The organism is Spirosoma humi (genome assembly GCF_054776575.1).
In genome coordinates, this window is record NZ_BAAHBR010000020.1 from 120,495 (window position 1) to 146,293 (window position 25,799).

General features: G+C 46.9%; 22 protein-coding genes. 8 read left to right on the forward strand and 14 right to left on the reverse strand.

Going from position 1 to position 25,799, the window contains the following annotated elements; genetic code table 11:
- The first annotated feature begins 145 nt into the window (after window positions 1-145).
- Window positions 146-1,255, forward strand: coding sequence for an LBF_2804 family protein (locus ACYU8Y_RS26950; RefSeq protein ID WP_460941322.1), 1,110 nt, complete (start codon window positions 146-148; stop codon window positions 1,253-1,255).
- A gap of 11 nt (window positions 1,256-1,266) precedes the next feature.
- Here ACYU8Y_RS26950 and ACYU8Y_RS26955 read toward each other — a convergent pair whose 3' ends face one another.
- The 4 genes from ACYU8Y_RS26955 to mutY all read right to left on the reverse strand — a co-directional run bounded on the left by ACYU8Y_RS26955 (window position 1,267) and on the right by mutY (window position 5,475).
- Window positions 1,267-2,301 (reverse strand): phytanoyl-CoA dioxygenase family protein, encoded by a 1,035-nt coding sequence (locus tag ACYU8Y_RS26955; protein WP_460941323.1) that lies wholly within the window; start codon window positions 2,299-2,301, stop codon window positions 1,267-1,269.
- 102 nt (window positions 2,302-2,403) lie between these two features.
- Complete coding sequence (gene gldE, locus ACYU8Y_RS26960; RefSeq protein ID WP_460941324.1) at window positions 2,404-3,747, reverse strand: gliding motility-associated protein GldE; 1,344 nt, start codon at window positions 3,745-3,747, stop codon at window positions 2,404-2,406.
- Window positions 3,748-3,788: 41 nt separating this feature from the next.
- Complete coding sequence (locus tag ACYU8Y_RS26965; protein WP_460941325.1) at window positions 3,789-4,313, reverse strand: single-stranded DNA-binding protein; 525 nt, start codon at window positions 4,311-4,313, stop codon at window positions 3,789-3,791.
- Between the two features lie 73 nt (window positions 4,314-4,386).
- Window positions 4,387-5,475 carry an A/G-specific adenine glycosylase gene (mutY, locus tag ACYU8Y_RS26970; protein ID WP_460941326.1) on the reverse strand — a complete coding sequence of 363 codons (1,089 nt, stop codon included), beginning with the start codon at window positions 5,473-5,475 and terminating at the stop codon, window positions 4,387-4,389.
- A 140-nt stretch (window positions 5,476-5,615) separates the two neighbouring features.
- On the opposite strand from mutY, the gene ACYU8Y_RS26975 reads away from it, so the two are divergent.
- The 3 genes from ACYU8Y_RS26975 to ACYU8Y_RS26985 all read left to right on the forward strand — a co-directional run bounded on the left by ACYU8Y_RS26975 (window position 5,616) and on the right by ACYU8Y_RS26985 (window position 8,823).
- Complete coding sequence (locus tag ACYU8Y_RS26975; RefSeq protein ID WP_046577075.1) at window positions 5,616-5,918, forward strand: HU family DNA-binding protein; 303 nt, start codon at window positions 5,616-5,618, stop codon at window positions 5,916-5,918.
- Between the two features lie 56 nt (window positions 5,919-5,974).
- Complete coding sequence (locus ACYU8Y_RS26980) at window positions 5,975-6,859, forward strand: tetratricopeptide repeat protein (RefSeq protein ID WP_460941327.1); 885 nt, start codon at window positions 5,975-5,977, stop codon at window positions 6,857-6,859.
- Window positions 6,860-7,260: 401 nt separating this feature from the next.
- The gene (locus ACYU8Y_RS26985; RefSeq protein ID WP_460941328.1) at window positions 7,261-8,823 is read left to right on the forward strand and encodes an Rne/Rng family ribonuclease; all 1,563 of its coding nucleotides are present in this window, start codon (window positions 7,261-7,263) and stop codon (window positions 8,821-8,823) included.
- A 92-nt stretch (window positions 8,824-8,915) separates the two neighbouring features.
- Here the strand turns inward: ACYU8Y_RS26985 and ACYU8Y_RS26990 are convergent, their stop codons facing one another.
- Together ACYU8Y_RS26990 and ACYU8Y_RS26995 are read right to left on the reverse strand one after the other, a co-directional pair.
- Window positions 8,916-10,031 (reverse strand): lysophospholipid acyltransferase family protein, encoded by a 1,116-nt coding sequence (locus ACYU8Y_RS26990; RefSeq protein WP_460941329.1) that lies wholly within the window; start codon window positions 10,029-10,031, stop codon window positions 8,916-8,918.
- 230 nt (window positions 10,032-10,261) lie between these two features.
- Window positions 10,262-10,417, reverse strand: a complete 156-nt coding sequence (locus ACYU8Y_RS26995; RefSeq protein WP_460941330.1) for a hypothetical protein — start codon at window positions 10,415-10,417, stop codon at window positions 10,262-10,264.
- A 250-nt stretch (window positions 10,418-10,667) separates the two neighbouring features.
- On the opposite strand from ACYU8Y_RS26995, the gene ACYU8Y_RS27000 reads away from it, so the two are divergent.
- The gene (locus ACYU8Y_RS27000) at window positions 10,668-11,615 is read left to right on the forward strand and encodes a LytTR family DNA-binding domain-containing protein (protein ID WP_460941331.1); all 948 of its coding nucleotides are present in this window, start codon (window positions 10,668-10,670) and stop codon (window positions 11,613-11,615) included.
- 8 nt (window positions 11,616-11,623) lie between these two features.
- Here the strand turns inward: ACYU8Y_RS27000 and ACYU8Y_RS27005 are convergent, their stop codons facing one another.
- Window positions 11,624-12,319: a LuxR C-terminal-related transcriptional regulator gene (locus ACYU8Y_RS27005; RefSeq protein ID WP_460941332.1), complete on the reverse strand. Its 696-nt coding sequence runs from the start codon at window positions 12,317-12,319 to the stop codon at window positions 11,624-11,626.
- 41 nt (window positions 12,320-12,360) lie between these two features.
- On the opposite strand from ACYU8Y_RS27005, the gene ACYU8Y_RS27010 reads away from it, so the two are divergent.
- Window positions 12,361-12,933 carry a hypothetical protein gene (locus ACYU8Y_RS27010; RefSeq protein WP_460941333.1) on the forward strand — a complete coding sequence of 191 codons (573 nt, stop codon included), beginning with the start codon at window positions 12,361-12,363 and terminating at the stop codon, window positions 12,931-12,933.
- A 71-nt stretch (window positions 12,934-13,004) separates the two neighbouring features.
- Here ACYU8Y_RS27010 and dnaG read toward each other — a convergent pair whose 3' ends face one another.
- From dnaG to ACYU8Y_RS27030, 4 genes are all read right to left on the reverse strand, one after another.
- Complete coding sequence (gene dnaG, locus ACYU8Y_RS27015; protein ID WP_460941334.1) at window positions 13,005-15,104, reverse strand: DNA primase; 2,100 nt, start codon at window positions 15,102-15,104, stop codon at window positions 13,005-13,007.
- A gap of 283 nt (window positions 15,105-15,387) precedes the next feature.
- The gene (locus ACYU8Y_RS27020) at window positions 15,388-17,280 is read right to left on the reverse strand and encodes an amidophosphoribosyltransferase (protein ID WP_460941335.1); all 1,893 of its coding nucleotides are present in this window, start codon (window positions 17,278-17,280) and stop codon (window positions 15,388-15,390) included.
- 105 nt (window positions 17,281-17,385) lie between these two features.
- On the reverse strand, window positions 17,386-18,027 hold the full coding sequence (locus ACYU8Y_RS27025; protein WP_460941407.1) for a phosphatase PAP2 family protein: 642 nt from the start codon (window positions 18,025-18,027) through the stop codon (window positions 17,386-17,388).
- A gap of 18 nt (window positions 18,028-18,045) precedes the next feature.
- Window positions 18,046-18,522 (reverse strand): gliding motility lipoprotein GldH, encoded by a 477-nt coding sequence (locus ACYU8Y_RS27030; protein WP_460941336.1) that lies wholly within the window; start codon window positions 18,520-18,522, stop codon window positions 18,046-18,048.
- Between the two features lie 109 nt (window positions 18,523-18,631).
- Between ACYU8Y_RS27030 and ACYU8Y_RS27035 the strand changes: the two genes are divergently transcribed.
- On the forward strand, window positions 18,632-18,991 hold the full coding sequence (locus ACYU8Y_RS27035; RefSeq protein ID WP_460941337.1) for a BlaI/MecI/CopY family transcriptional regulator: 360 nt from the start codon (window positions 18,632-18,634) through the stop codon (window positions 18,989-18,991).
- 75 nt (window positions 18,992-19,066) lie between these two features.
- Window positions 19,067-20,800 carry a M56 family metallopeptidase gene (locus ACYU8Y_RS27040; RefSeq protein ID WP_460941338.1) on the forward strand — a complete coding sequence of 578 codons (1,734 nt, stop codon included), beginning with the start codon at window positions 19,067-19,069 and terminating at the stop codon, window positions 20,798-20,800.
- A 47-nt stretch (window positions 20,801-20,847) separates the two neighbouring features.
- Here ACYU8Y_RS27040 and ACYU8Y_RS27045 read toward each other — a convergent pair whose 3' ends face one another.
- The 3 genes from ACYU8Y_RS27045 to recQ all read right to left on the reverse strand — a co-directional run bounded on the left by ACYU8Y_RS27045 (window position 20,848) and on the right by recQ (window position 25,724).
- Window positions 20,848-22,044, reverse strand: a complete 1,197-nt coding sequence (locus tag ACYU8Y_RS27045; protein ID WP_460941340.1) for a PSP1 domain-containing protein — start codon at window positions 22,042-22,044, stop codon at window positions 20,848-20,850.
- Window positions 22,045-22,141: 97 nt separating this feature from the next.
- Complete coding sequence (gene purD / locus ACYU8Y_RS27050; protein ID WP_460941341.1) at window positions 22,142-23,428, reverse strand: phosphoribosylamine--glycine ligase; 1,287 nt, start codon at window positions 23,426-23,428, stop codon at window positions 22,142-22,144.
- 85 nt (window positions 23,429-23,513) lie between these two features.
- Window positions 23,514-25,724 (reverse strand): DNA helicase RecQ, encoded by a 2,211-nt coding sequence (gene recQ, locus ACYU8Y_RS27055; RefSeq protein ID WP_460941342.1) that lies wholly within the window; start codon window positions 25,722-25,724, stop codon window positions 23,514-23,516.
- Window positions 25,725-25,799 lie beyond the last annotated feature (75 nt).

Here is a 25,799-nt window from a genome sequence, read left to right on the forward strand (position 1 = left end):
AATGACAAAGCTGGCCAGGCTCTACATTTACCTATTTGGATGTAAGTCTCATTATATCAAATGGTTTGCTCAATAAATGAGCGTTTTGCCAACAACCGTTGCTATTTGACAGTTTATAAATCAACTCACTGTTAACATTAAGATAATGTCAACTCGGCCACCCAATGATAGCACAGGTCCCTTCGACCATCTGGCGCTTCGTTATCTGCGTCAATCACTTGACACATCACACCCAGCCGATGAACCGTATGTACTGAACCCTATTGAAAGTCGTGTAATCAGACGGACAAAAATCGTTACCCTCATTACAGCTTCCATACTCGGCATTATGGGTGTTGTTTTGCTGTATGGCCCTCAGTACATGTGGCCGGACTTATTTTCCACAACGACCATTTCATTTTTTGGCAATGCATATGAGTTACCCCTTATTACGATACTCTATGGCGTGTTGCTGGTTTATCTGGAAGTGAACATGTTAGTCGTTTTGAACCTTCATGGGGTGAAGACCATCATGCGTATTTGTCAGTTTCCCAGCGCCCACGATGCCCAGTATGATCGACACGTACAGGCGCTGGCCGACGCAGCGCTTGAAAAAGCGAATAGAGGTATTCTACGGTTTGGCATCGATCCTTATCTGAATATGCCGCGCTGGGGGCTTACGATCTACTATCTGCTGAATATGATCAAAGCAGCATTGAGCAACTTAGCCCTCAAATTTTTACTCAGACGATTTCTAGGCCGTTACTTGCTTCGTCAGATAACCGACTTAGCTGGTATGCCCATTTATGCGTTCTGGAATGCCTGGGCTTCCTGGCAGGTTCTTCACGAAGCTCAGGTGCGCGTTATGGCACCAACGACAATTCGTGAATTTGTTCACGAATTGCACGAAGAATGGGGCAAGAACGATCAGCTACGACCGCTACTGCTGGAAGCACTACAGTATGTGGCAATCCTTAAGCGGCAATACAATTATGCCCATTTCCTGCTCACGGAAACGCTCATTGACCGTTTTGATCTGAAGGCTGATACAGTGTTGACCGGTAATTTCCTGGAGCAAGCGGCCCAAGCCCCGGTGGCGGTGCGCCGGAGCTTGGAACGCCTTATCGTCTTTGGTGTTCTGGTGGACGGGAAGTTGTCGTTTACGGAAAAAAGACGGCTACGCGAATTGCGTAAACAAGGATTTCTGACGTATTCTGCCAGCGAAATCCAACGAATTGGTAATGATTACAACCAGGGCCGTGGGCTTTGGGTATAGCACGCCACCGCTTACATCGTCTTACCCTGATCAAATATATCTTCCTGATCGGGCATTGTCGGGTTAACGAATACGTCGGCCCCATTCATAGTACGCCGTACGGGCTCCGTAGTCGGGCTTTGCCGATGGTGCTTGTAGGCTTTGTCAGACGAGTAATGACATACGTATGACTTCCTGGTTTGCGCTGGATTACGGATTTCTTCTCCGCCATGCGCCAGAGCGGCATGCCAAATCAGAACCTCACCCTTCTTGATAAGCAGCGTTTTCTTTTTAAGCCCGGCACTTTCGCAGGCAGCATCGAGGTATTTGGCGAAATCGTTTGGATTCAGCGTCGACTTGCTATTGAAAAAAATACCATTACCAAAATTAAACTTATTGATTTTGTGCGAGCCCGGATAGTACGATAAGGGACCAGAGTCAATGTGCACATCTTCAAGTGCTATCCAGGCAGCGGCCAGATGACTTGAAACCTCCGATACGACATAGGCAAAATCCTGATGCGTTGGTTGCTGACTACCGTATTTGAACAGCAGGCTTTGCATGGCAATCACCTTATCACCAAACACCGCTTCCAGAAATGTAACGATATTCTTGTGAAGCATTATCTTTTTGCCAATCACCGAGTTATCGTGAAAATCATTGAATTTTATAAATGGCCCGTTTAATACAGATTTAGGGACATCTTTCACGGGTTGAACCGGATTCGATTGGTACTCTGGCAAGTCGATACGTACCTGTGTCTGGTACTTTTCATGATTCTCGATCAGTTCTTCGATCTCGCTCCAAAGCTGATCCAGCCATTCTGTTGGAATAGCCTTCCCCAAAATAACATATCCGTTTTCTCGCCAGAAAGTTAGTTTTTCGGCCAAATCATAAGGAAGGGTTTTGGCTGCCGGAAACTGCTTAACAAAAGCATCAATGTCTGCATCGCTTTTGTCGATCCAGGGCAAGGTATCGTACGCAAATTCGGTAACAGGCTCCGCTTTTTTTTCCGGACGCAATGTCTGTTTAGCGACAGACTTCAATTTGGCAAAAATAGTAGTCATGGGTTCGTATAGATAGATTTGGTTAAACTTACCCAAATCTACTAAATTCACATCCATAAATTACTAAACGGCAATTATTGTATATAAGGCAACGGTACCGGTTTAGTTATCCTCTGTGTTCTCGCTACTCTTTTTCACCCGAACTTCATTGATGCGTTTGTCATCGGCAGATAGAACATGGAATAGAAACCCTGCACACGTGATCTCCTCACCAGGCTTCGGAAGTCTATTAAATAGTTCAAGCAACAACCCACCAAGTGACTCACTATCACCCTGAACAGCTTCGAATGTGGTGGCATCGACATTCAGGATTCGGCATACATCAGTAAGGGGCATTTTGCCTTCAAACACAACGGTTTGTTCATCTTCACGCCGGTAACCAAGGGGCGTTTCATCGTCAAACTCGTCATTGATCTCGCCAAATATTTCCTCGATAATATCCTCCAGTGTAACCAGACCCCGTGTCCCACCATATTCGTCGACCACGATGGCCATATGCACACGGCGTTTCTGAAAATCCTGCAACAGGTCATCTACTTTCTTATTTTCCGGGATGAAGAAAGCAGGCCGCAGCAACGACTGCCAATTAAATGAGTCGTCCTGATGAATATGCGTCAGCAGGTCTTTGATGTACAAAATGCCTTCAATCTGATCAAGGGATTCATGAAAAACGGGTACTCTGGAATAGCCTGATGCATTAATCTGCTCCATCAGCTCACTAAATGCCAGATCATCCTCTACCGCAGAGATGTCCATTCTGGCCCGCATAACCTGTCGGGCCGTCAGATTGCTGAAATTAACAATCCCTTTAAGGATCTCTTTCTCTTCAACTGTAGCGTTGGTTCCGGTCAGTTCAACAGCTTGACTAAGCTCTTCAACAGATAACTTATAGCCTTTTCGCTCGATACGGCGATCAACCTGATTACTTAAATTGACCAGCACCATAGCCAGCGGGCGGAATACGGCCAAACCAATTTTTGCCAGGGAGGCCGTTTTACGAGCCACGGTCAGGTTGTTTTGGCTGGCATACACCTTAGGTACTATTTCACCAAAAAGTACAATAGCAATGGTTGTTGCCAGGGTTACAACGGGTAGGACCCAGCCTAGTCCCTGCGATGTCTGTGAGAATTCCCAGGTGAGATAGGTGACGATAACAACGATAGCTATATTCAATAGGTTGTTAAAGATCACCAGCGATGCCAAGAGTCTCTTTGGGCGTTCGAGAAGAGTAGCAATGCGCTGGTCATCAGCCAGATTACTATCCCGGCAAGAAGCCCGGTCATCGGGCGACAATGAGAAGAAAGCGGCTTCTGAAGCTGAGACTAAACCAGCCAGCGTAAGCAGTAAGAGAATGAGCGCCGTATAGGGGCCATATAAATCAAAATAGGTGCCCCAGCCGTCTGTGGCCAGGAGCACCTGTCGAGGAAGAGGATCACTAAGGTCCATGTATATCAAATCTCGTTCAACAAGTGAGCGCGCTGTGTAGGTTAGAACGGTAAATCGTCATCACTACTGTTGCTCTCGAAAGGTACTGGTTCTGGCTCCCGACGTGGTGCTGCCTGCTGACGGGGAGCCTGAGCGGGCTGTGGAGCCGGTTGCTGACGGGGGGCGCTGGCTGGTTGTGCCGGAGCCGCCTGTTGCCGGGGCGCTTCATAGGAAGGTTCATCCTGACGACCATCATTTGGAGCACCCAGTAGTTGCATAGTGTTGGCCCGCACGCGCAACGAAGTCCGTTCTTTACCTTCTTTATCCGTCCATAACTCCGTCCGTAAACGGCCTTCAACGTACACAGAATTCCCTTTTTTCAGATACTTCTCAGCTACTTTGGCCTGTTCGTTCCACAATTCAACGCGAAACCACTCTGTTTGCTCAACTTTTTCGCCGTTCCGATTGGTATATTTTTCGGTAGTTGCCACATTAAACGTCGCGACAACCGCCCCGCCGTCCAGATAACGTACTTCAGGATCAGCTCCCAAGTTACCGATAATTGTCATCTTATTTAGACTTGCCATACTCTTTGTGTTGTTGGTTACTTCTTAAAAATAGGTGGTGTTTAGATACTTAAAGATACTGAATTATACCGACTTATCCAAACTGCTGGCTCAAATAATTTGTAATCAAAACAGGCTTGGGTAGTTTACTTATCTCCATTGACGAATACCACTGCAAATCGATCGGCAAGCTGTTAACCGACGAATCCGGGACATCGATTAAGTAAAATTTAGCCCGTATTCGCTGATGAGACAATAATTGTACCGATTCAACTGGTGGAGCAACCAGAATTCCTTCCTGAACGATCTGGCTAATCGAATCAGCTAACAGTACGTCACGCAACGCAGTTTTCGGCTCGTCGGTTTCCTGCAGGTAGAAATCATACAGATTTTGCCAAATGTCGCGGGTAGTCCGTTCCCGGAGAGCCAGCCGACCATTATGTCTGAATATTAAGTAATTAAAAAATCGCTCACGCACAGGTGCCTTTTTTGACTTGACAGGCAACAGGTGCTGACGGCCGGTCAGGAATGCTGCGCACTGCTGCTGAATCGGGCACAAAAGGCAGTCGGGCGCAATGGGTGTACAATGAATGGCCCCAAACTCCATAATCGCCTGGTTATACGTAGCTGGATCATTGGCCGATTGAATCAACTGCATGGCTAGGGCAGCGAATGTTTTCTTAGCTGTCGTAGTGGTAATGTCTTCAACCACTCCAAATACCCGTGCTAATACCCGGTACACGTTACCGTCGACAACAGGTACCCGTTCACCAAAAGCGAAGGAGGCTATGGCAGCGGCAGTATACGTGCCTATCCCCTTCATTTTCAAGAGCTCATGATACGTACCCGGAAACTTACCAGCTAATTTATCGGTTACATAACGGGCAGTCTGGTGCAGATTTCGAGCGCGGGAGTAATAGCCAAGTCCCTGCCAAAGGCGGAGTAATTCCCGCTCGTCAGCACGTGCCATGTCGACCACGGTTGGATAGGCTTCTACAAAGCGCTCGTAATACGGTTTTCCCTGTGCTACGCGGGTTTGCTGGAGAATTATTTCCGACAACCAGATACGATAGGGATCAACGGTGTGACGCCAGGGAAGGTCTCGTTTATGCAGTGCATACCACTGTTCCAGTATGGGCGCAAAGGTGGTTTGTATACCGTTAGAGTCTGATTGCCAATTCAAAATAAAACGAAAAATTAAGTCGTTACTTAGAAAAACGAGAGGACAGAGTTTTATAATTTATGGGAAACCCCTACCTTTGTGCTCCCATTTTTGAGACCCCAATTTTCAACAATACAGTAAACGTTAAAGTTTAAGAAGTCGTGACGAAAGCAGATGTAATTGCCGAGATCTCCGATAAGACCGGAATTGACAAGGCAGAAGTGACAAACACGCTGGAAACTTTCTTTTCAGTAGTTAAGGACTCGCTGGCCGAGGGAGAGAACATTTATGTGAGAGGGTTCGGCAGTTTCATCAACAAGAAAAGAGCCAAGAAAGTAGCCCGGAATATCTCGAAGAATACCGCTATGGTAATTGATGAGCACTTCATTCCTAGCTTTAAACCCGCCAAAGTATTTGTTGAGCAGGTGAAAACCAGCGACAAAGCCAAAGTAACGGCGGAGTAAGACAAGTAATCTGAATCGAACAGATGCGGGCGTTTGCCTTGCTATACAAATCTCCTATGAATAAATCTGTGTTGTTTGTTATCCTATTGGCTGCGGCCCTGACGGTTGGGTTATATACCCGCCCGAAGGTAGTGGTACGCAATGAGGATAAACAGCTGGCTACAGTAACGTCCGGAGGTCATGCAATGCAAGCGCCCACCACTGTTCAATCAGGGACGGATTCCCTCAACGTACAAACTACCAAAAATGGGGCCGACGCGTCGGCAATCCACGAAAAACCAGTATCGCCAGCGCAACGGAAGCAGATTGAGACACTGGAAACAGCGTTTGCCTCTGCCAGCCCGGCTCAAAAGGAAGCGGTTGGACTAAAACTGATCAACGTGTTTCGGGAAGCGACGCGCTACGATAGCGCGGCCCATTATGCGGAACTGGTCGCACTAGCACAACCCAATGAGCGCACACTGGTGCGGGCTGGAGACGAGTATTTCGAAGCGTATACATTTGCTGTAGACGACAAGAAAACAGCTATGCTGGGTCAAAAAACCCGACAGTTTTACCAACAGGCGCTGGTTAAAAACCCGAACCTGCTGTCGGCAAAGGCCAACATGGCAATGACTTATGTGAATACCGACACGCCCATGCAGGGAATCATGCTGCTACGCGAGGTATTGAAACAGGAACCAACAAACGAATTAGCCCTGTTCAACTTAGGCTTGCTATCCATGCGGTCGAATCAGTACGAACGGGCGATTGAGCGATTCCGGCAAATTTTGGTTAATAACCCAACAAGCCGGAAAGCGCAGTTTTATTTGGGCGTTAGTTTAGCCGAAGCCGGTCAGAAGGCGGAAGCAAAACAAGTACTCGCTCAGGTAAAAAAGCAGGAGAAAGACCCGCAGATTCTAGCTGCTGTACAGGAGTACGAAGAGCGGCTATCCCATTGAGTTATAGAGTCGAAAAGGCGTGCGAGCATGAAGGTTTCTGATTGTTCATCAACCTTATAACCGCATAACTTTAACACTATACAACTTTTTTAAGCCGTCCGGGTGGGCGGCCGACATGTATTTTCAACCATTAAACACTGTTTAACTATGCCTTGCGGTAAGAAACGGAAACGGCACAAGATTGCCACTCACAAGCGGAAAAAACGGCTAAGAAAAAATCGGCATAAGAAAAAATAGTTTGTAGTTCATGGTTTGTTATTTACTATTATTGACTCGTTCAATAGCACGTAAGTTACAAACCGTGAACTACAAACTTATTTTGTGGAAGCCTCGGCCGGTCTGCAAAGCCCGAACGTGGCTTCTTTCTTTTTATATAGCCATTCTAACCGTACATTCATCTTGTGAGTAATGAATTAGTTATCAGTTCGACTCAGAAAGGTGATCGGATTGCGCTCTTGCAAAACAAGAGATTGCTGGAGTATCACGAAGAAGAGTTAGACAGCAGCTTCACCGTTGGCGATCTATACTTAGGAACAGTTAAAAAACTATCGTCGGGCCTTAACGCAGCATTTGTTGACGTTGGGCACGAGAAAGACGGTTTTTTGCACTACCAGGACTTGGGACCGAATATCAATTCGCTCAACAAGCTGGTCAAAGATGTAATTGCCAAGCGCGTCACTACCGGACGGCTCAACCCCAACCAGTTGGAGCCTGTTATCGAGAAAATTGGGAAAATAGATAAGGTACTGACGAAAAACGCGCCCATTCTGGTTCAGATAGTTAAAGAGCCTATCTCAACCAAAGGTCCACGCCTTTCCTGCGACATTTCTATTGCCGGACGTTATTTGGTTCTGGTACCCTTTTCAGATGGGGTAAACCTATCTAAAAAAATTACTGACCGTGCCGAGCGGTCGCGGTTGATGCGACTGATGTCGTCGCTTAAACCCAAAAACTTTGGCGTTATTGTCCGGACTGTTGCCCAGGATAAAGACGTAGAAGAACTCGACCGAGACCTGCAAAACTCACTTGCCAAGTGGGACCAGGCCATTAAAGCCCTTGCCGATGCAAAGCCCCGCGATAGAATACTGGGCGAAATGAATCGTGCTTCGTCCATTTTACGGGATATGCTTAACGAATCGTTTGAGAGTATCACTGTAGACACGCGCGAGTCATTTGACGAAATTAGAGATTACATTCACACAATTGCGCCAGACAAGGAGAAGATCGTTAAACTTCACACGGGTAAAACGAAGGTTTTCGAAGCACTCGGGCTGGAAAAACAGTTAAAATCGTTATTTGGGCGATCAGTTAGTTTACCAGGCGGTGGTTATCTGATTATTGAGCATACCGAAGCGCTGCACGTTATTGACGTCAACAGCGGTAATAAGTCAAACTCAGAAGAAGATCAGGAAGCCACAGCCGTGAGCGTAAACCGCGAAGCAGCTAAAGAGATCGCGCGTCAGCTTCGGTTGCGCGACATGGGTGGCATTATTGTCATCGATTTCATCGACATGAAGAAAGCAGAGAATAAAAAACTGCTGCAGGATATCATGCGCGATGAAATGAAACCCGAGCGATCCAAGTTCACGATCCTGCCTCTGACAAAATTTGGCCTCATGCAGATTACGCGCCAGCGGGTCAGGCCTGAGATGAACATTGTTACTAGAGAAGTTTGCCCAACTTGTGGCGGCACGGGTACTATTCAGGCCAGTGTTCTGGTAACCGATGTGATTGAAAACAATCTCGATTATATACTTACCAAGCAAAATGAGCGTGGCATCTCCATCTCGATGAATCCCTTCCTTTACGCTTACTATACGAAAGGACTCTACTCGAAACAGGTTCAATGGTATATGAAGTATAAAGTGTGGGTGAAACTGGTGAAGGACACGTCGCTTGGTATTGTGAATTTCAAATTTTTCAACAAGTCGGGAGAAGAAATCGAAGTAGGCACCAATGCCTAGTACGTAGTAAAATTTTACTACGTTTCCTGTATAAATGAGGGGCGAATCAAGTACTTGATTCGCCCCTCATTTATGTCAAACCAGAACGTTGATTAGTGAAGCACTTCCATTTCCAGTAGTTCTCCGAAAATCTCCTCTCCAACAACTTCTTCTACTGATTCTACTCCATTTAAATTGAGCAGTAGATCGCGTAAGTCTTCAGTTATCTCATACGTTTGGTAGAGCTGTCGATCGAAGAGGATAGGTGCCTGCTGAAGATCACACAGGGAATATCGTTCTTCATTAAAGGCCGGCCGAAACCCTCCTCTTCGCGAAATGCCTTCTTTAGGCACTTCAGGCTCTAAAAATGAGTGTATGTAGTTCCACCCCTCCCATTGTTCGGGATATTGGTTCAGAAACGGCCAGAAAGCATCATAAAGTTGTTGCATGGCTTCCTGACAATAGATCTCACGATCACTTTGCACAATTGGCCGAATTGACTTCAGACAGTGCAAAACATTGGTCATATCGGGCTGGCGGTAACTCACGACCGGTACGATGGGAACGCCCGTGGCATGAGATAGGTAACCAACTCCTTTGCGCGTTTTCACTCGCCGATTACCGAATCGTACGGACAAAAACTGCGACTCCTCACCTGCGATGGGCGCCGTTTCCGGGCTACCGTCGACGTAAACGATCAGGGAACGTCCCGCTTTGAGTTCCCGCAGAACCGTCAGTCCGGCCGAGGGACTCCCCGTTTCAACAACGCGAAAAACATTCGTCAATCCATGTTTTTTGCGTAATCCTTCAATATGTTCGGCCATGCCATCGCCCTGAGTCCGATTCATATTACTACCCACTAGGAGTACACAATCTACACCCTGGCGAAAGAGCACACTGGTAAGTAGACGGTAAGAACCGAGGTGGTAAGTACAATAAATGCGGGGACCAGCTTCTTTTTTCAGCATTTTATGGGCTCCGCGCAGTTTTACCAGGTCGCCAGCGCTTAAACATTGCTGATCGAAGGTGGTAAAAACCTGCTGCAACAATAATTGACTGAACATTGTTGCATGATTATCGCGGGGAACTTCGGGCAGGAGATTCCCAACGGTAGCTGAGAATGTTGTGAACTTCATCAGGTACCCTTGTTCTTTCTCAAGGTCTACCTGTTCAAAGTGTTTACGGCAGTTCTCCAGCTCTTGCTTATAAAGTTGCTTTGCGGTTAGCATGGCATGTATAAATTAGCGGGTGGCTACCATTCTCGACAGATCCCACTCGCTGCAGCAAGGAGGAGTATCTGCGAGGAATTTCAATAGATTAGCTGATTCTGATTTGGCAACTGATTTCGAGATTGCTTTAACAACTTGGGCTGGTTTGATGCTGAATTGCTTTTTCATGATAATCTGTATATTCGAATGATTGTTAAAAATTGCTTTGCGCTTAGTAAGGTCTATGTAACTTAGCGGGTGGCTACCATTCGCGACAAATCCCATTCGCTGCAGCAAGGAGGAGTATCTGCAAGGAATTTCAACAGATTAGCTGATTCTGATTTGGCAACTGATTTCGAGATTGCTTTGACAACTTGGGCTGGTTTGATGCTAAATTGCTTTTTCATGATGACCTATTGTTTGAATGATTATTAGAAGTTGCTTTGCTTGATCAGCGCCTGAACAGCGCCTTTTTGTTGATACAAAGCTACTGGCTGAGACAAGGGTCATCAATGAACAAAAAGTCACTATACGTACTTGGAATTAGTTAAATATTACTAGTATATTAGTATGAGAATTGAATAAGGGGACAGCATGAAGGAAATTCGACTGACACGGGGCTTCCTGAGAAAACCGATAAATAGCGTACTGATCCTGATGAGCATCGTGCTGTTAATCGAAGCTCTGTCATGGTCTATAGGGTACGACATCAAAGCGACTAAAGTGCAAAACGCTGGTGGTTTTGTTCATTATGTCGGCGTATTGGTTCGTTCTTTAATTATTCCAGAGTTAGTTACTCTGTTTATCACCATCACACTTCTTAATATTTTCCATAGATGGCTTGACCTAAAGGCAGTTGATAATGACTGGCGCTCCATAGGACGCTACGAACTACAGTTCCTGCCTGTGCTGTTAATTTCGTTCTGGGTTTTTGACCCCATAACCCAAACGATTCGTTACTTACTGGTTTCTTTCTCCAATTATTCTGTTGGTGATTACTGGGAGGTATACATAATAAATACTTTCGACTGGTCTCATTATTTTAAGTATCTGTTCCCAGTCATTCTGATTGGGTATACAGCCCTTAATATTTCCCTTCTTCAGGACTTTTTGCAGCAACGCCGGGAGGCACAGGAACTGGCTGAGGCAGAAGCTGCCAAAGCTGCTCAGGAAGCTCTGGCGTTATCCGCGACATTTCTGCCAAAACCCATTGTCCCATCGCCATTTCTTTCTTACCTGAAGGGGAAGAACCTGCTCGGCGAACTTGATTTCCCCGTGAACGATGTTTATTACTTTACCATCGAAGAGCGATTTTACTACGCCGAGTTAGCTAAAGGCCGATACATGATCAGCAAAACGTTGAACGAACTGGAAGCGGAGTTAGACCCCTCTCAGTTCTTTCGTATAAAACGAGACTATATTGTTAACCGGCAGGCCGTCTTAAATTATGCCTACTGGGAAAATGGAAAATATATTGTCCGTGTAAACACTCCGGAAGGCCATGACATTATCGTTCCCCGCGCACGCATGCAGGAATTCAGGGAATGGCTTCAGAATGGACAGGGACCTTTCGCGACTACTGACTCATTTATGTTGGCGACTTGAGCCGCTGTTTACAAGTAATTTTTAACCGCAATACCGTATTTCGGTAATTGACGGCAACTAGTTAATTGAAGCTTTTTGGCTATGTGGGCTTTGTGATTCACCGCCGTTCGATAGCTAATATTCAGCTGGTCAGCAATGTCGGTGGCGGTGTGGCCGTTCGCAATCATTCGCAAAACTTCACGTTCACGCTGGGTTAAGCGGCTAAGTTCGTCCCGAGTAGAATCAGATATAACATCTACGCCATAGCCTTTCAGCAAATTCATAAACCCATTGCTGTAGTAACAGCCCCCATTGCTAACCGTCTGGAAGCATCGATACAGCTCATCCAGGCCGTCGGTAGCATACAGGAATCCAAAGAATCCAATCTGCATAGCACTGGCAACCATCCGCAAATCGGAGTTACGGGTATATAGAATGAACTTCGTTTGCTGGTTCGACCGTTGCATTTGCTCAACAATTTCAAAACTTTGCTGTCCTGAAATCTCGGCTTCCAGAATGACGCACTGCGGGCGCTTCACTCTGATTTGCTGCAATGTGTCTTCCATCTCGACCGCCCGGCCTACTACATTATAGCCTTGCTCTTTCAAGAGTTGGCTCAACACCTCACAATTAAATAATTCGGATTGAGCAACGAGGATCGAAAAGTCCCGGCGTCGAATCGCGAACTTTTTTGTGAGTTCTTCACGACTGTTTAATTGATTCATGGTCTTTACACATCTATAGGTGCGACAAGGTAACACAGGTAATGCACATTCGGCAAGGGCAGATGAATGAAATCAACCATTTTCTGGATGAAATCACCTATTTCGTTAAAACTATTTGGGTGATTTCGTCCGGAAAAATGGTGATTTCACGCAAAGGGGTTTGCTTTCAGCCTAAATGGGAGCCTATTTTTGATCATCCAATTGCACAACACATATTTGACCATCGGATGATGAATCAGGAAGAATCAGCAATATCGTTCGGCTACGAAGCCTCAGAAGAGGAGATCCAAAAAGTCATTTTAGCATGGGCGCAGGCAACGGAAGCTTTTCATTATCGCTTCGCTAAATTGGATCGCCTGATCAATACGTTACAAACAGTGGCCCGTCGGAAGCCTACCGCTAACCGGTCTCGCCTGAACCGACTCATAGAACTGCGCCAACATATGGGCGATGTTCTGATGACGCTTCTGCTTGACATGTCAAGCCAGAAGACGGGACAACCGGCTCAACTCTCTAAACCTGGTCAACTCTCTTCTCATGCCAGTTTACTGGATGAGTTGAATCGCCAGATTGATGTCGAATTAATTAGCGTCACGCATGTCGCTCAAGCTTAGTGTTCACCCTCCCCTCCTATAAAGGTTAGCCCCGACATTTGCCGGGGCTTTTTTTGTGCCGTTCCCGTCGTTTATCCGGAGATGACGGTACCGAGCAGGCTCGAAATTTCGATGTCGATTCGTTTGAAATGCATAAACTCAGCGAGTAGCTGGTCAGCCTCTTCAGGCGGCTTGTTTCGTGCTTCCCGAAGAAGTTGCTGCAGTGCCGACATGCGTTGCTCAGCCAGCATTTTTTTTATACGCAGAATGTTTCGATAAGCGGCATCTGCCAGAATGCCAATCTCTTCCTCGGAAGGCACGAGAATCTCGTGTTTCAGCCATCCACCACTGATCTCATAGCGTGGTGTGGTCAGGTGAATAGCCTGACTTTGAAGGGCAGCATCAGTAGATCGCTCCGGCGCATCGGAACGGCGATTTAGAAAATCATTGGCGGTTAGAATATCGCCCCGGCTATAGGCCTCCCGGAACAAGGTCAGAATTACGTCGTAAGGGGGTGTCTGAAAGTCGATCTCATGCAACTCACTCAGCACATACTGGCAGAGCGTTATACCGGGCTCCAGTTCGCGTGCGCCGTAATTGATTAACAACCTGACACATTCCTCTTCCTGATACGATATGGGGGTTCTTACAGGCTTTGTACGCTCATCTACATAAAACTTCCCCGGTGGGGCAGTATTCGGCGGCTCAAATGGTTCAGCACCAAACCCATCAAGTAAGGAATTTATATCATCGAATGATGGCTCCGATGAGTTGGGGGCTGGCCCGGAAGCTGTTTTTTTGCTACCATCTCCGACCCGTTGCTGCCGTTCGGAGTCTTTTTTCGTTTGATCCTGCTGCTTGCGCAGTAGCCGGTTTATTTCGGATATAACCGATTGTTCACTGACGTGGAAAACCTGTGCTACCCGTTGAGAGAGCGTTTGACGTTTAAGTGGATCGGGTATTCGCGTGATACTGGCACAGACGTCCGAAATACCTTCTGCCCGCTTAAGCGGATTATCCCCCGCTTCTGTCAGCCATTGGCTGGCTTTGAAGTCGATAAAGTCTTGCGAGTGCTCCCGGATATATGCCTTGAATGCATTTGCTCCCACCTTATGCACATAACTGTCGGGGTCTTCACCATTGGGCAACAGCAATAGTTTAAGATTAAGCCCTTCTTCAAGAACCATATCCAACCCACGAAGAGCCGCCTTGATACCAGCGGCATCGCCATCGTATAAAATGGTGACGTTTGGCGTAAATCGGGAGATTAAGCGGATTTGCTCCGTCGTAAGCGAGGTGCCTGATGAAGCCACCACGTTTTTAATACCGGCCTGATGCAGTGAGATTACGTCCGTATATCCTTCCGTCAGGTAACAGACATCCTCTTGCCGGATGGATTGTTTCGCCTGAAAAATGCCATATAAAACCTGGCTTTTATGGTAGACGGTTGTTTCGGGCGAATTCAGGTATTTTGGGGGCGCCCCGCCGGGCTGATTTTTATCGACCTTTAGAATCCTGGCACCAAAAGCAATTACCCGTCCCGATACATTGTGAATAGGAAACATTACCCGTCCCCGGAATCGATCAAATACTTTTTTGTCGCCCCCAGCATTACCCTCTTTTGTTAAAACCAGCCCGGCTTTTTCGAGCAGATCACGACTATACCCCCGGCGCTGGCCTTCTTTGAGCAAGGCATCCCATTGATCTAAAGTATACCCCAGTTCAAAGGCGTCGATGGTGGGGTTTGTGAAGCCTCTTTCCCGGAAATAGCTCAGGCCAATGCTCTTGCCTTCATCGGTCGCTTTCATGGTTTCCTGAAAAAAGGTCTTTGCGAAGTTGAGCACAATGAGTAAGCTTTCGCGTTCATTTTGGCGAAGCAAATCTTCCGGGGTTTGCTCCTGCTCCTCAATCTCGACCCCGTATTTTTTAGCCAGATAGCGCAGTGCTTCTCCGTAGCCGATATTTTCGATGTCCATGACAAAACGGACAGCATCACCGGCTTTCCCACAACCAAAACATTTATAGATTTGGCGGGTAGGATTCACGTTGAATGACGGCGTTTTCTCATTATGAAACGGGCAACAGGCAATGTAGTTGCTACCCCGTTTCTTTAAGGAAACAAAATCATTTATGACCTCCAGAATGTCGGTTGACTGCCGGATTCGTTCAACAGTTTCTTCAGGAATTCGCATAGGTCAGTTAATGATTAAATAGAGTATCAAATTTACGTTGAAAGTCTTATGCTTACTTACCCGATTACTCAGGAAGCCTGTATCAGCGTACTTTATTTTAGTAGCGCTTTTACTACTGTTGCCATTTCACCTCAGGCAACTAGTAATTGATTCAACATTTCCTGCCGCAGTTGATCATGAATAATGTTAATACCTCAGCTTGGCAGAACCAGCAACGACCCTAAATAAAGCAAGGCCTCTGACCGTACGGTCAGAGGCCTTGCTTTATTTAGTTTTTCCCGACTTAATACGCTCTCACCAATTTGCCTTCCATAAAGTTTACAAAGGCTTTATTGACAACAACGTTGCCGCCAGGTGTTGGATAGTTACCCGTAAAATACCAGTCGCCCGAGTGGTTGGGACAGGCTTTATGCAGGTTTTCAACCGTCTGATACACGACAGCGACTTCGGCCTTAAGATCGGAGGGAGTAACAATCTGCGCTACTTTCTTCGATAACTCTTCGTGGGTGAACGGCTCGAACAGCGCTTTCACATAGTTCTGGCTCGATGCATTCCCCGTTTCTATAGCGGCTACGCACTGCCCGTACACTTCGTCCAGTAGTTCTTCCTGACCCCGGTCGCGGAGTAGTTCAAGGGCTGCGCGGAATCCAATGAACTCCTTGAACTTCGACATATCAATACCGTAACAGTCGGGGAAACGAATTTGTGGGGCCGACGAAACGATAATGATTTTCTTGGGTCCTAAACGATCCAGCATGCGAAGAATACTCTTTTCCAGAGTCGTTCCACGCACAATAGAATCGTCGACCACGACTACGTTATCTTTCCCTTTTTTGATGACTTCAAATGTCGTATCATACACATGCGACACCATGTCATCGCGCTGGGAATCGTCGGCAATGAATGTCCGTAATTTTACATCTTTGGCAACCAGTTTTTCGATCCGTGGCCGGAAGGAAAGTACGCGATCCAGTTCTTCTTCGAAAAGGATACCATCCATAATGGCTTTCTTGCGCTGCTTGGCCAGGTGATCCTCCAGCCCTTCGACCATTCCGAAAAAAGCCGTTTCGGCGGTATTCGGAATATAAGAGAAAACTGTGTTTTCGAGGTCGTAATCTATTTCTTTGAGAATCTGCGGAATCAGCAGTTTTCCCAGCGTTTTGCGTTCGTTATAAATATCAGGATCGGTAGCCCGCGAGAAGTAAATCCGTTCAAAGCTGCACGATCTCTTTTCAATTGGCTTCACGAACTCCTGCTCCATGTACTCACCATACTTATCGATGATAAGGGCATGTCCAGGTTTTACTTCCTGAATGGCGCTGTAATCGACATTGAAAGCCGTTTTGATCGCTGGCTTTTCCGAGGCTACCACCACTACTTCATCATCGGCATAATAATAGGCTGGACGAATACCCGCCGGGTCGCGGGCCACAAAAGAGGCCCCATAGCCCGTCATGCCAACCATCGCGTAGCCACCATCAAAATCGCGGCACGACCGGTGTAAAACGCGCTGCATATCGAGGTTATCCTCAATAATATCCGACAGATCGGGGTTTTCGTAGATACCCTTAAATCGCTCGAATACACGTTGATTTTCTTCGTCCAGGAAGTGGCCAATTTTCTCCATCACCGTTACGGTGTCAACCTTATCCTTCGGATGCTGTCCCAGAGAAACGAGTTTATCGAATAGTTCATCAACATTTGTCATGTTGAAGTTACCCGCCACCACCAGGTTTCGGCTACGCCAGTTGCTTTGGCGGAGCATAGGATGACAATTTTCGATTTCGTTGGCTCCGTGTGTACCGTACCGGAGGTGGCCCATCCATACTTCGCCCGTAAAAGCAATGTTTTCCTGGAGCCATTTCGCATCCTTCGCCTTGTCTTTGTTGCCTTTGAGCGCCTTCCGGAATTTCTTATTAACTTTTTCGAAGATATCCGTTACGGGGCGCTGATCGACGGATCGGTAGCGGCTGATATAGCGATGGCCGGCGGGTACATCGAGTTTGATGTTGGCAATGCCGGCTCCGTCCTGGCCTCGATTGACCTGCTTTTCCATGAGCAGGTAGAGTTTGTTGGCTCCGTAGAGCGCTGTTCCGTACTTATCAATGTAATATTGGTACGGTTTGCGTAGCCTAATTAGGGCAATACCGCACTCATGTTTGATGGCGTCGCTCATGAGAGAGTTTTCGAAGCTCGTTGATTTATGTAGTACTGAGGTAACGGTGCTGCATAGGCAATGGTTCGGCAGTGCCCAGAACAAATGTAATCAAAAAAAGAGAAGCTATTTCCCTGTCGACGGGTTCGGTTCTGTAGCCCAGCGACTCATAAGCGCGTAAATAACGATCGAGGACAGAATGCCAACCAGCGAACCAGCGTAAACATCTTCCACAAAATGTTGAAACAAATATACCCGCGAATAGCCTGCCAGAAGCCCCAATAACAGCCATATCCAGCCCCGACTTTTCTTCTGATCCAAGAAAGCCAACAGACCGAACATGGCAAAAGCAGTCGTCGTATGGCCCGATGGAAAGCTATTGTAACTATGAATGTCCAACCCCTCAATAAGATGATACTGAAAGGTCGAGTGTTCAAAATATTTAAGCGGTCGTGGCGAACCGTTGAAGACAACTTTCTTTAAAAACTCCGATACTAGCGACGATAGCGCAAAACTAGCAAACGCCATCAGCCCAACCCGCCAGTTGATCAGCGCAATAAGTAGCAGACAAACGGCGATGAAAAAGGCACCATCGCCTACATAGGTGATGTATGGAAAAATTAAGTCGGCTAGTGAACTATTACGGCTGTTAACCCACTGCATCAACTGCGCCTGTGAATAAACGACCTGTAGCACCCCGAATACGACCAATACAAAAGCGTAGGGAAGAAAATAGAATCGGTTTTTCCGGAATAAATCGACTACCATCAGAAGCACAAAGTCAGGTTAATGGGCAGGCGTAGCCTTTTCAACGGTAATGCCCACACTCATAATATTCAGCAAGGGATCCTGCCGCATATATTGCTTGAGCTGCATAGTGTATTTGCCCGGCTTCGGAAAATGATAATTACGCTTCATTAAAAACTTGTGGTCGAAGAGATCGCCAAGACCATCGCCATTGGGCTTCCCGGTTTTAGGGTCCATCAAAATCAGTTCATCCAGTCGCGATTCAATTTCTTTCCCGTTGGCATCGCGCAGGTAGCGGGTCAGGTAAAGATTATAATACCCGTACGAAAGGCTGTTTCGGAGGTTGTAATAGATATTGTAGGGCTGTGTTGCGTCGGTAATCTCGAACGTGAAGGATGGTGCATTTTTTATGTACCATTTTCCATCCTCAATGTCCGTGTATTCTTTATAGACCGCATTTGTGTCGCAACTACCCATTAACAAGGCCAGACACAGGAGTAACCCCAATCGTTTCATATGCATCACTAAATAGTATACAAAGCTACGACGGTGGCGCTGGCTTTTCAAGCAACAAAAAACTAGTTAAGTAGTTTGAAAACGAAAACAATAGTTCTAGATTTGTTCTATGGAAAAGTTAACCGCCAAAGAAGAAGAAGTAATGCAGGTGCTCTGGAAAATGGAGCAGGGCTATGTAAAAGACATGGTCCCTCAGTTTACCAACCCTCCGTTGCATTACAATACCGTTTCGACAATTGTCCGCAATCTCGAAGAGAAAGGCTATGTAGGCCATAAAGCGTATGGCAACACCCACGAATACTATCCAATTATTAGTAAAGAAGCCTACCAGAACCGATTTGTGCTGACCAAAGTAGTTGATGAGTACTTCGACAACTCATACAAGAACTTAGTTAGCTATTTCGCTAAAAACGAGAAGATCTCGGCGGATGAGCTACGGGAAATTCTGGCTATGATCGAGAAAAAGTAGGCAGCTTCGTCCCGGACAAACGTCCGGTTTTATAGAAATTTGAACCGGACGTCTGTCCAGAATAGGCTATCCACTATGGAAACTTTGCGCTACGTTGTGCTGGTCAATGGCCTGCTGGCCGTGGTAAGCATTGCCTTTTATTTGCTGCTTCGGCGCGAAACGTTTTTCTATGCCAATCGGCTGGCACTTTGGCTGGGCGTAGTCGGAAGCCTGCTCCTACCCCTACTCGACTTACCTGACTGGCGGCCCCAACCTATACGCACAGCGATGCAGCAAACGGCTCAGGTTATTGTCCCCAGATTAGTAACCGACCCAATCTACCCGCAAACCGACGTAACGATTACCTTCCCGAACCAACAGACATTCCGCGCCTTTCAGTCGCAGCAGAAACGCCTTATCTGGTCATGGCAACTCGGTCTGCTCGCCCTTTACATCACCGGCGTTTTCTTTTTATTAATCCACTTTGGCATCCGGCTATTATCACTCAGAAAACTCATTCGCCAATCGGCCCATGATCCTTATAACGACTTTATTCTAGTCCGTAACGAAGCTGTCACATCGCCTTTTTCGTTTTTCAACTGGGTCGTACTGAACCCCGATCAGCACACAGCTAACGAGTTGGATCAGATTCTTCGGCATGAACGCGCCCATGTGCGTGAGCAACATAGCATCGATATGCTGCTCGTGGAGATAGTCTGTATTATTTTCTGGTTTAATCCTGCCGTTTATCTGTTCCGCTATTTGCTCCACCAAACCCTCGAATTCAGTGCCGATCGCGCTGTATTGGCTGAAGGCATCGACGCGAAAACCTATCAATACAATCTTCTCAAGGTTAGTTTATCGGCTGGGCAGGCGGGCATTATCAACCACTTTAATGGTCCTTCTCTACGGCAACGGGTGCATATGATCAACAGCCAACCTTCGGAGCTACGGGCCTGGTGGCGATATGCAATCTGGCTTTTATTGATAGGCACCACGATCCTGGCCTGTCAACACGAGCGAAATCAGAATCGGCCTCAGTTCGGTAAAGCGTTCTCGCCCAACGGCCTTCCTGCCATTAATCCGTCACGAGAACTAGTGGTTGGCCTGGAAGAAAAGGGAACCTGGTATCGCCATATGGCTTTATATCAGACTACGTTCGGCACGCAAGTGGTTGAAAGCAACCCCGTTATAGTACAGCTCAAAGGAGATCAGTTCCTGTTGCCCGATGACTACAAATATGAGTCGGCGCTGTACATCGATGGGAAAGAGGTTTCGGTTGGTGAATTGGCAAAGCTATCTCCGTCGTTTGTCAGCGAATTATTTGTGATGCACCAATGGGAAAATAGGGTCAACATCGACAGACAGGCAAAACCTTATCAGATATTCATTGAAACAAGTCCCAGACCGGTTCCATTTGATGGCCAGCGGAAAGAGTTTTTTACCCTGTTACAGGCGGCTGGCATCTCAAAGTATCCGCTGGGTGAGACATTCTCCTTCAACATGAATCAGTTATTGGAAGCGACTTTTTTCCACAACAAAAATGCGCTTGTCGAACGGACTAAAAACGAGCACCTAAGCGTATACGACGAGTATGCCAATGCGGTAGACGTTGAAATCAACCATTTACCGGCCACTCTTGCCGATGTTAAGACAATCCATGTTCGGGAAGTAGCCCGGCTTTATACAAAAGAGCGTCCTTATATCGAATGGTTCCGTACCGATAATCCGCTGCCCCGCTTTCAGTTATCCATTGAGACGGCCCCCAAACGCGCCAAACGGGATAGCAGCTATTACGTTTTCAGCCCATTTTACACGGGCGATTTTTAAAGCTCTATTAACAAAAACCCCCAACCTAGTTAGGTTGGGGGTTTTTGTTACGCTTTACTATTCGGTGTGGGACGAGGAGAACTCCCCTCCGGACCCCGCGATTTCTTTTTCTTCTTTTTGTTATTACCTGTTCGAGCGGTGTATTTGGCATCCAGCTTTTGCAGGTCGCTGTTCAGAGCCGCAGCTGTGACAGGCTCTTTTGTACCAATGGGTGTCAACACATCGAACGATTCAGGAATGACGCCGTTTTTGTTCAATTCAACAATTTCCAGGACACGGCTGATGGCCAACGGATACCAGGTGCTCTCGGCTCCATAGCCAAACCACATGAGTTTACGGAAGATGTCGGTCTTTTGTAAATAAGCCCGTCCTTTCTGCGTCTCCAGCGGTTTTTCAATCGTTGGAATATCCCGCAGCGCATCCATATACGTATCTAACTCGTAGTTCAGGCAACATTTTAGTCGCCCACATTGACCCGACAGTTTTGCCGGATTTAACGATAGATTCTGATACCGGGCCGCCGACGTAGCAATGTTTTTAAAATCGGTCAGCCAGGTCGAACAACAAAGCTCGCGGCCGCAGGAACCAATACCTCCCAGCCGACCAGCTTCCTGCCGAAGGCTGATCTGCCGCATTTCGATCCGGGCTTTGAATTCACTCGCCAGCATTTTGATCAACTCGCGAAAATCAACCCGTTCTTCTGATGAATAATAAAAAGTTGCTTTGGTGTTGTCCGACTGAAATTCGACATCGGACAGTTTCATGTTGAGCTTTAGCTCACGTGAAATTTCTCGGGAGCGGTATAAAGCAGGGAGATCACGCAGAACAGCCTGTTCGTGGCGCTCCAGATCTTTTGGCGTTGCTATTCGATGAATAACTTTTGTATCGTCATTGATCTTGACCGCCCGTTTTTTCACCTGCAGTCGAACCAGCTCACCTTGCAGCGATACGGAACCAATGTGAAAACCCGATTGCATCTCAACCACTACGTAGTCGCCCGTAGTGAGATCCAACTGGTGAACATTTCGATAATATTCTTTGCGTCCACCTTTAAATTTCACCTCAACTACGTCATATCGCAGACCTGGCATGGCGATGTCACTCAGCCAGTCAAAAGAATTCAATTTGTTGCAGCCTCCACTGCTACACCCTCCGCTACCACATCCGGTAGTGGCTGTTTTCTCACCGTCGGATGCCCCTCGCTGGGTTCCACACCCACCGGTTGCACAAGATTTGCAGGACATATATATATAGTTATGAAGTCGTAACGTCATAACGCTGCAGAGTTTTACCCAACTGGATAACTCGACAACTTTACAACTCTATAACGGTGCAACTTCGTTAGTCGGAGTACCGAATCAGGTCGAGCCCAATATCTTTTCGGTACTGTTTTCCGTTAAATTGTACTATTCGGGCCGCTTCCTGCGACTTTCGAACAGCGTTTTCCAGCGAATTAGCCTGTGCCGTAATAGCCAGTACCCGTCCACCATTGGTCAATACATGACCGTCTTTTTTCAGCGTTCCGGCATGGAACGCTATCACATCGTCTAAACGCTCCAGGTCCGAAATCAGTTTACCCGTTTCATAGTCAGCGGGGTAACCACCGGACACCAGCATCGTTGTTACGGCTGTTTGCGAAGATACCTGAATAACAACATTATCCAGAGTTCCTTCCGCAGTTGCCATCATTAACTCAGCAAAATCGCTTTGGATTCGCGGCAAGACCACTTCCGTTTCAGGATCGCCCATGCGCGCGTTGTACTCAATCACATAAGGTTCGCTATTGACTTTCATCAACCCTATGAAAATGAATCCTTTATAAACGATACCTTCCTGCTGTAACCCAGCCAGCGTAGGCTTGACAACTTTATCTTCGACTTTCTGCAAAAACGACTTGTTGGCAAATACAACGGGCGAGACAGCACCCATTCCACCCGTATTTGGTCCGGTGTCACCATCGCCAATTCGCTTGTAATCTTTGGCTTCGGGCAAAATCTTATAGCCCGTTCCATCGGCCAGAACAAAGACCGACAGTTCAATGCCCCGTAAAAATTGCTCCACGACGACTTTACTGCCTGCCTCACCAAACTTTTGCCCATCTAGCATGTCCCGAAGAGTTGTTTGAGCCTCGGCCAGCGTTTCGGCAATAATGACGCCTTTTCCAGCTGCCAGCCCATCGGCTTTCAGAACAATAGGCAGGGCGTGGCTTTCCAGATAACGAAGCCCCTCCTCTAGTGTATCCGCCGTAAACGTTTGCGAAGCCGCCGTTGGAATACCATACCGAAGCATGAACTGCTTGGAAAAGTCCTTACTCCCCTCCAACTGCGCCCCTTTAACATCGGGCCCAACAATCCGCAGGTCCGCTAAACCGGTTTGCTTATGCAAATAATCAACGATTCCTTTAACTAGTGGCTCTTCAGGGCCAACGATAACCAGATCAATCTTTTGGGTTCGAACAGCGTCAGCAACAGCCGGAAAGTCGTTGTAGCTAATGGGCAAATTGGTGGCCACCTGTGCGGTTCCGGCATTACCCGGCGCAACAAATACGGTATCACACAATGGGCTTTGCGCTAATTTCCAGGCAAAGGCATGTTCGCGCCCACCCGACCCTAGTATTAATATATTCATAAATAATGATGACCGGGTCGCCGGTGCGATGATGAATGATAGCCAATGATTAGGTTGAACCCATTCATCAGCTATCACTTATCATTTAGTTAGCTACTTCCGACAGGAATTTTATGCGCATCAGGCGCAGATCTTGTTCGGTGAAATCATCGCCCCCAAATTCACGCAGTGCTACAGCGATGTTATCGCTTTCGGCCCGCATGAAATACTCGAAAATTTCGTCCTGCCGGTCTTCATCCATTACCTGATTGATGTAGTAATCGAGGTTTAATCGTGTACCCGAGTAACAGATGTGTTCAATCTCTTCCATCAGGTCTTCCATGGTTAGCGACTTCGACTCGGCAATCTCGTCGAGGTCTACCTTCCGGTCGATCTGCTGGATAATAAAAATCTTGACTTTCGATTTATTAACGGTCGACTTGATAACTACATCTTTTGCCGTTTCTATTTCGTTGTCTTCAACGTACTTCGTAATCAGGTCAATGAACTGCCGCCCGAATTTTTGCACCTTGCCCATCCCAACCCCGTTGATCTGCGCCATTTCCTCGCGCGTGGTTGGGTAGGTTGTCGCCATCTCCTCCATGGATGTTTCCTGGAAAATAACGTAGGGCGGCAGGTTTTTTTCTTTGGCGATGCGTTTGCGAAGGGCTTTCAGCAACCCAAGTAGTTCTTCATCGTAGGCGACGCCACCCGATGCTGGCGACGAATCTTTGTCTTCGTCGTCCTTTACATCCGCACTTTGCTGCTCATAATCATGATCCCTCGTCAGGGTAATTGGATAAGGATCTTCGATGTAGGTCAGGCCCCGCTGCGACAATTTCAGAATACCATAATTATCGACATCTTTTTCGAGGTAGCCGTAAATTGTGATCTGCTTAATGAGCGAGCACCAGAAGTTACAATCATCGTTGAATTCCAGTCCTTTGCCATACACGGCCAGGCGATCGTGTTCGTAACTCGTTACGTACTGGTTTCCCGTAGCTGTCAATACATCGGCTAAGTGAGCCACGTCGAAACGCTGGTCTGTTTGCAAAACCGTTTGCAAGGCTAAAACGACTTCATTCTGCACCTTGAATTTTTCCGGCGATTTCAGGCAGTTGTCGCAGAAACCGCAGTCCTTTTCCATATACTCGCCAAAATAGCCAAGCAACTGCCGTCGACGACAAACGCCGAGGTTGGCATAGGAGACCATTTCTGCTAATAAATGTTTGGCGTTATCGCGTTCGGTAACGGGTTTATCCTTGTTGAATTTTTCGAGCTTGACAATATCGTCGTAGCTATAGAACATGAGGCAATTGCCTTCCAGCCCATCGCGCCCGGCCCGGCCCGTTTCCTGATAGTACCCTTCGAGCGACTTAGGGGCGTCGTAGTGAATAACGAACCGAACGTCCGGCTTATCGATACCCATCCCAAACGCAATGGTAGCACAGATAACGTCGGCGTCTTCGTTCAGAAATGCATCCTGGTTGTGCATCCGGGTTTGTGGATCCAGACCCGCATGGTACGGCAACGCTTTTACATCATTAACGCGCAGGAGCTCGGCAATCTCTTCAACGGTCTTCCGGCTAAGGCAATAAATGATCCCCGATTTCCCTTTGTTCTGTTTAATGTACTTGATCAACTGCTTTTTAGCGTCGACCTTCGGTTTGATTTCGTAGTATAGATTTTTCCGATTGAAGGATGTCTTGTATAAGTTAGCATCTTCCATCTGCAGGTTTTTCTGAATATCCTGCTGCACTTTAGGCGTAGCGGTCGCCGTGAGGGCTATGACCGGCAAGTTGCCGATGTTATCAACGATGCCCCGAATTTTACGGTACTCAGGTCTGAAATCATGTCCCCATTCTGAAATACAGTGTGCTTCATCAATGGCCACGAATGAGATATTGGCTTTCTTCAAAAAATCCAAATTTTCTTCTTTGGTCAGCGACTCCGGCGCTATGTATAATAACTTCAGTGAACTATTGAGCGTATCCTTTTTAACCTTATTCATCTCCGCTTTCGAGAGCGTCGAGTTAAGGAACTGCGCGTTGATTCCGAACGCATTCAGCTGATCAACCTGGTTCTTCATCAGGGCAATCAGGGGCGAAATAACTACGGCGGTACCCTCACTGACAATAGCAGGGAGTTGATAGCACAATGATTTACCTGCTCCGGTGGGCATAATGACGAAGGTATTTCGCCCTGCCAGGATACTATAAATAATGGCTTCCTGCTCGCCCCGAAACTGGCTATACCCAAAAATTTCTTTTAGCCGCTCTTTAAGAGTTGAATGGACCGACTGATCAACCTGCATCATTCTACAAATCGTACAAAAGTTACTTTACTCAATGTGCTTGCCGTATCTTTGCTATATAAAGTTAGCGAATATACG

Coding starts and splice junctions, on each gene's coding strand:
- recQ (WP_460941342.1), bottom strand. CDS start 25,724: ATGATGCAGGTTGATCAGTCGGTCCATTCAACTCTTAAAGAGCGGCTA.
- ACYU8Y_RS27030 (WP_460941336.1), bottom strand. CDS start 18,522: ATGAAACGATTGGGGTTACTCCTGTGTCTGGCCTTGTTAATGGGTAGT.
- ACYU8Y_RS27045 (WP_460941340.1), bottom strand. CDS start 22,044: ATGTCCTGCAAATCTTGTGCAACCGGTGGGTGTGGAACCCAGCGAGGG.
- dnaG (WP_460941334.1), bottom strand. CDS start 15,104: ATGCGAATTCCTGAAGAAACTGTTGAACGAATCCGGCAGTCAACCGAC.
- ACYU8Y_RS27020 (WP_460941335.1), bottom strand. CDS start 17,280: ATGAGCGACGCCATCAAACATGAGTGCGGTATTGCCCTAATTAGGCTA.
- ACYU8Y_RS26965 (WP_460941325.1), bottom strand. CDS start 4,313: ATGGCAAGTCTAAATAAGATGACAATTATCGGTAACTTGGGAGCTGAT.
- ACYU8Y_RS27040 (WP_460941338.1), top strand. CDS start 19,067: ATGGAAACTTTGCGCTACGTTGTGCTGGTCAATGGCCTGCTGGCCGTG.
- ACYU8Y_RS27035 (WP_460941337.1), top strand. CDS start 18,632: ATGGAAAAGTTAACCGCCAAAGAAGAAGAAGTAATGCAGGTGCTCTGG.
- ACYU8Y_RS27000 (WP_460941331.1), top strand. CDS start 10,668: ATGAGCATCGTGCTGTTAATCGAAGCTCTGTCATGGTCTATAGGGTAC.
- ACYU8Y_RS26990 (WP_460941329.1), bottom strand. CDS start 10,031: ATGCTAACCGCAAAGCAACTTTATAAGCAAGAGCTGGAGAACTGCCGT.
- ACYU8Y_RS27005 (WP_460941332.1), bottom strand. CDS start 12,319: ATGAATCAATTAAACAGTCGTGAAGAACTCACAAAAAAGTTCGCGATT.
- purD (WP_460941341.1), bottom strand. CDS start 23,428: ATGAATATATTAATACTAGGGTCGGGTGGGCGCGAACATGCCTTTGCC.
- ACYU8Y_RS26980 (WP_460941327.1), top strand. CDS start 5,975: ATGAATAAATCTGTGTTGTTTGTTATCCTATTGGCTGCGGCCCTGACG.
- ACYU8Y_RS26995 (WP_460941330.1), bottom strand. CDS start 10,417: ATGAAAAAGCAATTTAGCATCAAACCAGCCCAAGTTGTCAAAGCAATC.
- ACYU8Y_RS26955 (WP_460941323.1), bottom strand. CDS start 2,301: ATGACTACTATTTTTGCCAAATTGAAGTCTGTCGCTAAACAGACATTG.
- ACYU8Y_RS27025 (WP_460941407.1), bottom strand. CDS start 18,027: ATGGTAGTCGATTTATTCCGGAAAAACCGATTCTATTTTCTTCCCTAC.
- ACYU8Y_RS26950 (WP_460941322.1), top strand. CDS start 146: ATGTCAACTCGGCCACCCAATGATAGCACAGGTCCCTTCGACCATCTG.
- ACYU8Y_RS27010 (WP_460941333.1), top strand. CDS start 12,361: ATGCACATTCGGCAAGGGCAGATGAATGAAATCAACCATTTTCTGGAT.
- gldE (WP_460941324.1), bottom strand. CDS start 3,747: ATGGACCTTAGTGATCCTCTTCCTCGACAGGTGCTCCTGGCCACAGAC.